The organism is Novipirellula caenicola, from assembly GCF_039545035.1.
Taxonomy (GTDB): Bacteria; Planctomycetota; Planctomycetia; order Pirellulales; family Pirellulaceae; genus Novipirellula; species Novipirellula caenicola.
Map to the genome: position 1 here is coordinate 248,137 of NZ_BAABRO010000013.1, position 8,434 is coordinate 256,570.

At 54.5% G+C, this 8,434-nt stretch carries 6 protein-coding genes; 4 read left to right on the forward strand and 2 right to left on the reverse strand.

From position 1 onward, the window contains the following. The first annotated feature begins 8 nt into the window (after positions 1 to 8). The 3 genes from ABEA92_RS22680 (at position 9) to ABEA92_RS22690 (ending at position 4,586) form a co-directional block, all read left to right on the forward strand. The gene (locus ABEA92_RS22680; RefSeq protein ID WP_345686488.1) at positions 9 to 1,328 is read left to right on the forward strand and encodes a DUF1552 domain-containing protein; all 1,320 of its coding nucleotides are present in this window, start codon (positions 9 to 11) and stop codon (positions 1,326 to 1,328) included. 53 nt (positions 1,329 to 1,381) lie between these two features. After that, positions 1,382 to 3,910: a DUF1588 domain-containing protein gene (locus tag ABEA92_RS22685; RefSeq protein ID WP_345686490.1), complete on the forward strand. Its 2,529-nt coding sequence runs from the start codon at positions 1,382 to 1,384 to the stop codon at positions 3,908 to 3,910. A 418-nt stretch (positions 3,911 to 4,328) separates the two neighbouring features. Beyond that, positions 4,329 to 4,586 carry a hypothetical protein gene (locus tag ABEA92_RS22690; protein ID WP_339945532.1) on the forward strand — a complete coding sequence of 86 codons (258 nt, stop codon included), beginning with the start codon at positions 4,329 to 4,331 and terminating at the stop codon, positions 4,584 to 4,586. A gap of 77 nt (positions 4,587 to 4,663) precedes the next feature. Here ABEA92_RS22690 and ABEA92_RS22695 read toward each other — a convergent pair whose 3' ends face one another. Then, positions 4,664 to 5,779, reverse strand: coding sequence for a DUF2235 domain-containing protein (locus ABEA92_RS22695; protein ID WP_345686492.1), 1,116 nt, complete (start codon positions 5,777 to 5,779; stop codon positions 4,664 to 4,666). A gap of 653 nt (positions 5,780 to 6,432) precedes the next feature. Between ABEA92_RS22695 and ABEA92_RS22700 the strand changes: the two genes are divergently transcribed. Further along, positions 6,433 to 6,837, forward strand: a complete 405-nt coding sequence (locus tag ABEA92_RS22700) for a GxxExxY protein (RefSeq protein WP_345686494.1) — start codon at positions 6,433 to 6,435, stop codon at positions 6,835 to 6,837. Between the two features lie 1,251 nt (positions 6,838 to 8,088). On the opposite strand, the gene ABEA92_RS31425 is transcribed toward ABEA92_RS22700, so the two are convergent. Further along, entirely contained in the window at positions 8,089 to 8,331 is a 243-nt protein-coding gene (locus ABEA92_RS31425; RefSeq protein WP_425572478.1) for a LysR substrate-binding domain-containing protein, read from the reverse strand. Positions 8,332 to 8,434: the final 103 nt, after the last annotated feature.

The window sequence follows — 8,434 nt, forward strand, 5'->3', positions numbered from 1 at the left end:
GATCCATCATGCTCAGCCGTCGAAAAATGCTCCAAGGATTGGCCGCCAGCACGGGGGCCGCATTTGGCGTCTCACTGACGCCGGAACGTCTTTTGGCATCGTCCACCACAACCACGACGCCGAAACGCATCGTCTTCTTTATGCAGAACCAGGGCTTCGATCCGAAGACCTGTATTCCCGCTGGGATGAAACACAGCGGATCGCTGGCGAACGCCAAGCTTCCCGAGCCCATCAGCGCACTGGAACCCTACAAAGAACGGCTGCACATCATCAACGGTCTGCACGGTCTGCACACCAGTCCCTCGCATAGTGCTTTCTTTGGCGCGCTCGGCGGCTATCGTGGCAGCGACGGGGTACCGCCAAGTGCATCGACGATCGATTACGAATTGAGCAAGGCGTTGCCACAAACGCTTCTGCCTCACTTGTGTATCGGCATGGACTCGATCGAGAACATGAAATCCAAGCCGACGATTGCAACGCTGTCGGCCAGCGGCGCCGGTTCGCCAATCTTTATGCATTCGAATCCGAATCACCTCTACCAAATGCTGTACGGTGGAATCTCCTCGGGCGACATCCGGCTGCAACACGAAGCTCGGTCCAGTGTGCTGAGCCAAGTCGAAATGCTGGCCGCCGCCAAGGGACAATCGCTTCCTGCGGAGGATGGCCGACGTTACGGCCAATACGTCCAGGGATTCAGGGATGTCAACGGATTGCGAGATCGTTTGGACACGGTTGCGGACCACTTGCGAAAATTTGCTCCGAAGGTTGACGAGCGATATGCGGCGCCGGAGTTCGAAACCGATTGGCACGACCGCTTGCTGGACCTGGGCATCTCGGCGCTGACCTCAGGCATCACCAATACGCTGACGATCGGTTCGGGTCGCGGCGAGATCTTTGGTGCATGGAAGGGATTAGGCATCGATCAACAGGGACACAACCTGGGGCACATGGAACAGCCCGACAATCCAATTTGGATCAAGATTCGCCAGTACAACAGCCGCATGCTGGTACGGATCATGGAGAAATTAGAAAGCGTGCCCGAAGGCAGCGGCACGATGATGGACAACACGCTGATTGTTTACACCAGCAATAATGCGGATAAACAGCACACCAACGGTGCCAATTGGCCTGTCATGCTGTTGGGTAACCTGGACGGCGCGTTCAAATCGGGTTGCTTTACACAGCTGGATGGCAAACGTCCGATCAACGCACTCTACACGTCGCTGCTGCGAGCCGCGGGTCAGAACGTCGATCGCTTTAACATGGACGACAAGATGGCCAAGAAGTTTGACGACAGCAACGGTCCGCTGAAGGAAGTGCTGGCATGATGATGCTCCGATTTTCGATTTGCCAAAAATGTGGGATAGGCTTCCAGCCTGTCATGGCAGAAAGGACAAACGGGAAGTCGATCCGACTTTGTCTCACCTTGATCCTATTGCTGTTCAGCCTGGCCCCCGCAGTCCACGCGGAAACCTACACGCCTGGCCAGCCGATCAACAAAGACTTTGACAGCTTTGCCAAGTCGTTTCTCGTCAACCACTGCGTCGACTGCCACGGCGAATACGATCCCGAAGGCGGGTTATCGCTCGAGGATTTGGGCGAGGTGGATGAGATCAACGCCAGCACTTGGACGAGCGTTTGGGCCCAGGTCGCCTTGAACGAGATGCCGCCGCCGGACATGACGCAGCCCGAGGTGATCGAGCGACTGCAGTTCTCGGACTGGGTCGTCAACGAACTCTCGCGGGTTTTGCGAGACAAGGGTGGTTTTCATGCTCACCGCGATCCCAACAAAGGCAACTTCGTCGATCACGAACTGCTATTCGGACAACTGCCTGATGGAATCGAACTGCGACCGACCTCCTCGCCCGCCCGTATCTGGCGAGTGACCCCCGAGGAACACATCACTCGGCTGAATGAACTGATCAATACCGAGCCCGAATTCGATCCTAAAAAACCGGGTCTGCGGACACGCGGCGACGCCGTTCCGACCAACCACGGCGGCGAACTGAAGCTTTACTTTGGAACCGATCGTATCATCTTTTGGCAAGGCGGGACGGTTGCCTATGCCACGGCGGTCAAGAGTGTCCCCGCTGTTCTGTCGTCGGCGCGCGATCATGGGCTGGAAAACTACCCCGACTTCTACACCGTCAACAGTGCCGAAGCGACACAGATCATGGGGATGGCTGGCGACATCATTCGCTACATGATGGACGGCCCACTAAGCATTGCCCATCCTTACCAGATCACCGACGACCCTAAATCGATCGCCGACAAAATGAAGGGCGATCTGCGTGGTTTGCCAACAAGCCTTGTCTATAGCACCAAGGTCGTTCGCCCGCTGACGCCGGTCTATGACCTGATGAACGAAGAAGGTGTGACGGACGAGCGAGTACGTGCGGCGGTCGACTTCCTATTCGAGGCATTGACGTTCCGCCCGCCGAGCAAAACCGAGTCCGACGCTTACGTGCAAATCGTCAATCAATCGATCGATAAGCTTGGCAAGAAAGACGGCGCCGTACTGGGGCTGTCGTCCATCTTCCTTGATCGCGATGCGCTATTTCGGCCCGAGTTGGCTGCGTATGGCAAACCGGACGCGTATGGCCGCGTTATGCTGCAAGACTGGGAATTGGGATTGGCCGTCAATCACGCGCTGCGGTACATCCAACCCGATGAAGCACTGCGTGACGCGATTGTCGGTGGACGCATGCGTACCCGAGCCGACGTCGAGCGTGAAGTGCGGCGGATGCTGGCAGACGACAGCATCCGTAAACCAAGGATCCTGCAATTCTTTCGCGACTACTTTGATTACGACCAAGGTGGGTACATTTGCAAAGATACAAAAGCGCTTGCCGATACCGGTGCGGACAGCCGAGGCGTGAACCATTACCGCGCCATGTTTGATGCAACGGCCAGCACCGATCGTTTGATCGAAATGATTCTGCAGGAAGACAAAGATGTGCTGAAGCAATTGCTGACCACCGACAAGGTTGTCGCTTCCGAACGCGACAACATCTACTTTGGCCGACAGCGCAGCAAGGAAGAGCGAGCCGCGTCGATTGCTGCGGAGCGAAAAGCTGCGGCGGAGGTAGCAAAACAAGCCGCGGCGGAACTCGAAGCCTGGAAACAAGCCAACCCCGGCAAAAAACCACCGGCAAAGAAACCGACCCGACGAACGTACGTCCATCACGGCGTTGAGCAAGCGGACCTTTCGGGGCCAACGATCTATGCTCGCGTCGGTCGACGTAGTTTTGGCAGAGGATCGATGGAACCGGAACGCACGCTGGCCACCGCCCCCGAAGGCGAGCGGCTAGGCATCCTGACGCATCCCGCTTGGCTTGTTTCGCACTCTGATGCAATGGACAATCACGCCATCCGCCGCGGCCGCTGGATCCAAGAGCGACTGCTCGGCGGCGGCATTCCCGATGTCCCAATCACCGTGGACGCGATGCTGCCGGATGAGCCCAAGAGCACGTTACGTGAGCGGATGCGGGTCACCCGCGAAGACTACTGTTGGACATGTCACAAAAAAATGGATCCGTTGGGATTGCCGTTTGAGATGTACAATCACGCGGGGCTGTATCGCGAGCTGGAACTCGAAGAACCGGTGGATACAACAGGCGAGATCATCGATTCGGGCGATCCGAGTTTGGATGGCGAAGTCGGCAATGCGATCGAGTTGATCGAGCGAATCGCTGAGAGCGAGCGAGCCGAGCAGGTCTTCGTTCGTCACGCATTCCGCTTCTGGATGGGCCGCAACGAAACGCTCAACGACGCCCCCGTTCTGCAAGCGGCTCACCGCGCGTACAAGCAGAGCGGAGGCAGCATGAACGAGCTGCTTGTTTCGCTGCTCACCTCCGACGCATTCCTCTACCGCACCCGCAGTGATGCAGCGCTAGCCGATACGCACTAGCCGTTATAATTGTCGTTCGCAAACATCGCATCCACGACGGTCCCCCTTCCCCGTAGTGGACGTGGCTACACGTCCTTTCACCACACTCGTAGCGGACGTGGCTACACGTCCTTTCACCACACTCGTAGTGGACGTGGCTACACGTCCTTTCACCACACTCGTAGTGGACGTAGCTACACGTCCTTTCACCACACTCGTAGCGGACGTGGCTACACGTCCCCGAAGCGAAGACACCAACAACATCCCCAACCGCAGCCCATCAGAATCGGCTCCCACCAGCCGCGATGACCAGACCACCGGTCCAGTTGGTTTCAAATGAAATGCAACCGGTGGATATCCGGTTCCGCCAGCCGTGCTTGGCGGCGGCCGGTAAGAACCGGCCCTACTACACTACGCAGACCTTCCGGCTAAATCGATTATGAAGAAACACGAATGGCGTGAGACCACCGACGAGGGCGAGACTCGCATGGTCACCGCAACGCAACACGGGGGGCAATGGAAGCTTCGGTCCCGTTTAAAATCGGAGACGGAGTGGACCTTACATCCGGTCATTTCGCTCGAGGATCTCGAAACACTCTACGAAATTGTTTCGAATAAATATCGCCGTAAACGCGCACCGTACAACCACGTCTTAGAACTCGAGAAGCTGATCGCAAAAGCGAAACTCGGGAAGTAAATTCAAATGCCGTTCGAGACGGCCGGGTTGGCGAGGAACGATTCGGACGACACGTCTTGTCTGTTTAGGCATATTGATCACGACTTCAATGCGTATCGGGACTCGGGTTCGATCTCGAACTCATCTGGCCAATTGGAAGGCTTGTATTGCAAGAGCGTGTCATTGTATCGCCGCACTGCTGACTGATGGATCCGACACGTCCCTGAATCGGATTCTCTGGCCGATCGGCTTGTTGGTTTCCTCCGCCGAAACAGGTGGGGAAGCGGAATAGGCGACGGGTAGGTCTGCTTCGGAAAGAATTCTGCACACCACCATTTCCAAGTTAGCGAACGATGAATCGGCCCCGCGTGATCAGGGCTACTGCCTTCGGCGAGCACACGTTCCACTCGTGAATCGTCGAGCAAGACGCCGCCAACATCACGTGCTTGCACCAGCATCCATTCCAAGGCCGTCTTCGCCAAACCACTTTCGTCTTTGGGGTACCCGCCACCGACATCGCTATGCACCCCCGCAAACCAAACTTCTTTAAAGTCTTGATGCTTCCGACGTTTGAATAGATTTTGCGTGAAGAATGCTCGATGCTCGTCGATCGAAACTGCATGTCTGATGACATCAACGCTCGGATTGCTGGCGGTAAACGCGTACGACAAATAATCGTATGCCCACGACACGGAAGACACTGTGTCCCAGAGTCCTAAGAATAGGAACGGTTTTTCCTCGAATCGCTGTGAAAATTGTTTTCGGAAGCGGCCAAGATGGGCAAAGTCCAAACGGCGTCCTCTCCGCAACTCGATCTCTGCCATCGCGTATTGTACGAGTTGCCGGTTTCCCGGCTGCAGGATTCCCACGCTGTGCAACAGTGCGGCCACAACACGAGCCGCGTAGGCGCCGCGACTAAATCCGAACAAACAGATTCGGTCCCCAGGCTGATAGTGCTGTGCGATATACCAGTAAGCGTCTTCGATCGTCTTACGATAGCCGGCTCCGAATGCGAGTCCCATCACTTTGCTGAATGCTCGGCCGGGACGGGTCAACGCCATACTTGGACTGAAAGTACCAACCCCAGGCTGATAGAAGGCGACCTGCCGCTGCGCATCAATGACAAGCGAGTAGTGCAGCCGGAGCACATTGGTTTGATCGCTGTCGAATTGGTTCCCCGTTCCGTCGCAGCAAACCACGATATTTTTTACCAACGCTCGATCTCCATCATCAATCGCACCCGAATTCATGTGACTGAATTTTACTCGATGCACATCGAGCTAGGGTCAAGCGACGGCGTGCGTTAACTACCGATGCAGCGATTTTCATACTTAACGATCGACCAACGTCACCAGCGATTCAGCGCAGGCGGATACAAATTGACCTTTGCGATTATTGTACGCAATCCCAGCAAGCACCTCGAATCCTCTTCCCCGTAGTGGACGTGGCTACACGTCCTTTTGCCTCACCCGTCGTTAACGTGGCTACACGTCCCCAAAGCGGGATGAACAACAAAATCCCCCAGCACCGCCCACTAGCCCCGGCCTACTTCACTCCTGTTCAAATTCCCGCTCGGTCTTCTAGGCGAGGGGTCCTGTGCGGGGTGTTCAAGATTGCGCGGTCGTTTGAACAGGAGGTAACAGAGTTTCGATTCCAGCTATGTTTCTGAAGCTTAGATCCACTAAGCCTGAGCTTTGAATACATCACGCCGTGCATGGGCTCTCCGTTTCGTCCGTTTCCGCCTGTTCAAAATCCTCCGCGGGTTGCTGCAAGGGGCCACTCAGGTTCAGAAACTTGCTTTATCAGAAAGAAGCGTAGATAACTGAATTTCGATTCACACTTCGTTTTATCTGTTTGGAGCGCAAAAATGCACTCACTATTTGAAAAGGCCTCCGGACTCACTCACGATGTGATTGGCGCTGCGATTGAAGTGCACAAGGACAAGGGCCCCGGATTACTCGAATCGATCTATGAATGGTGTCTAACCAAAGAACTTGAAATCCGCGGACACAAAGCAGACAATCAACAACAAGTGATCGTTCAATGGAAGGGATTTCAGCGTGAGTACCCGCTCCGGTTTGACATACTCATTGAACGATGCCTATTTGTCGAGGTGAAAGCATCTGAATCGGTCCAGCCCATCCATAAAGCACAGCTTCTGAGCTACATGAAATTACTAGACATTCCGATCGGGCTGATCATCAACTTTAACGTCCTCAAACTTACCGATGGCATCTCGAGGCTAATGCTGCCGGGAGCCAACCAAGCCTGAGGCCAAGTTATCAAGTCCCACGCAGGTCTTCCCTTCACTCGTGTTCAAATTTCCGTGCGGTCTTTGTCGGCGCGGGTTCGTGGCGGGGTGCTCGAGATTGCGTGGTCGTTTGAACAGGAGATAGCAGAGGTACCAGAGTTTTTGTTCCGGCATTGTTATTGAAGTTTGGATCGACCAAGCCTGAGCTTTGAATGCATCAAGCCGTGCATGGGTCTCCGTTTCCTCCCTTTCCTCCTGTTCAAATTCCCTTGGTCTTCGTCGGCGCGGGTTCGTGGACGGGGTGCTTGAGATTGCGCGGTCGTTTGAACAGGAGAGAACAGAGATAACAGAGTTTTTGTTCCGGCTTCGTTGTTGAAGCTTGAATCTCACCAAGCCTGAGCGTTGAATGCATCAAGCCGTGCATGGGATCTCCGTTTCCTCCCTTTCCTCCTGTTCAAATTCCCCCCGGTCTTCGTCGACGCGCGTTCGTGGACGAGGTGGTCGAGATTGCGCGGTCGTTTGAACAGGAGAGAACAGAGATAACAGAGTTTTTGTTCCGGCTTCGTTGTTGAAGCTTGAATCTCACCAAGCCTGAGCTTTGAATGCATCAAGCCGTGCATGGGTCTCCGTTTCCTCCCTTTCCTCCTGTTCAAATTCCCCTGGTCTTTGTCGGCGAGGGTCCTGTACAGGGTGCTCAAGATTGCGCGGTCGTTTGAACAGGAGAGAACAGAGATAACAGAGTTTTTGTTCCGGCTTCGTTGTTGATGCTTGGATCTCACCAAGCCTGAGCGTTGAATGAATCAAGCCGTGCAGGGATCTCCGTTTCCTCCCTTTCCTTATGGTCAAATTCTCTGGTGCCGTCCGGAAACCGAATCGCCTTTGGGTGCAGTCAATTTGAACTGCTGTCTTACGCGGATCAATGTCCATGGTCTCTGTTCTGGCTTGGTTGAGCGCTCAATTGATCTAGCGACACAAATTGCCTTGCATCGCAGCAACGGGCATCACGACGGAGACTGGTATTGCGACTTCGGTTCAACCTCGAACACTTTTGGCTAGTTTGAAGGCCTGTACTTGACTTGGCCAAACTAAAGGGGGGCCAAACAAAAGGCGGAACGCTTTTCTTGCATCTTGGTCCTTTACGATTGAGCTCGCGTTGATCGCCCTCGATACTCAGACGACAACGAACCAGTGCTTGTTCCGCTTGCGAAATTGGTCAACTCGAAATGAAACCAAATTGTGTCACAAAACCCAAACTCTCGACCAACGGCCATCTTAGTTCTCGGGGACAAACCAAGTCTGCTCATCAAGAAACGCCAGGAGCTCTTCTTGAAAGCATTTGGCTCGAACTGACAACGTTCGCTGATATGGCCAGATCAGGAAAATCTCGCGAGGCTGGCCTGACCATTGATGCAAGACTCTTTTCAAAGCTCCGCTTTTAATTTCATGCTGAATGATACTCAGTGGCAACAATGCAATACCTGCACCGGATCGTACTAGGCTCTGTCTGAAAACCATGTTGCCCGTTATTTCGTACGAATGAGAGGTAAGTTAGTTCGAACGAAAGGGAGGAGGTAATCATGGTGGGGCGGCATTGCTTAACCGACGATCAATGGGAACT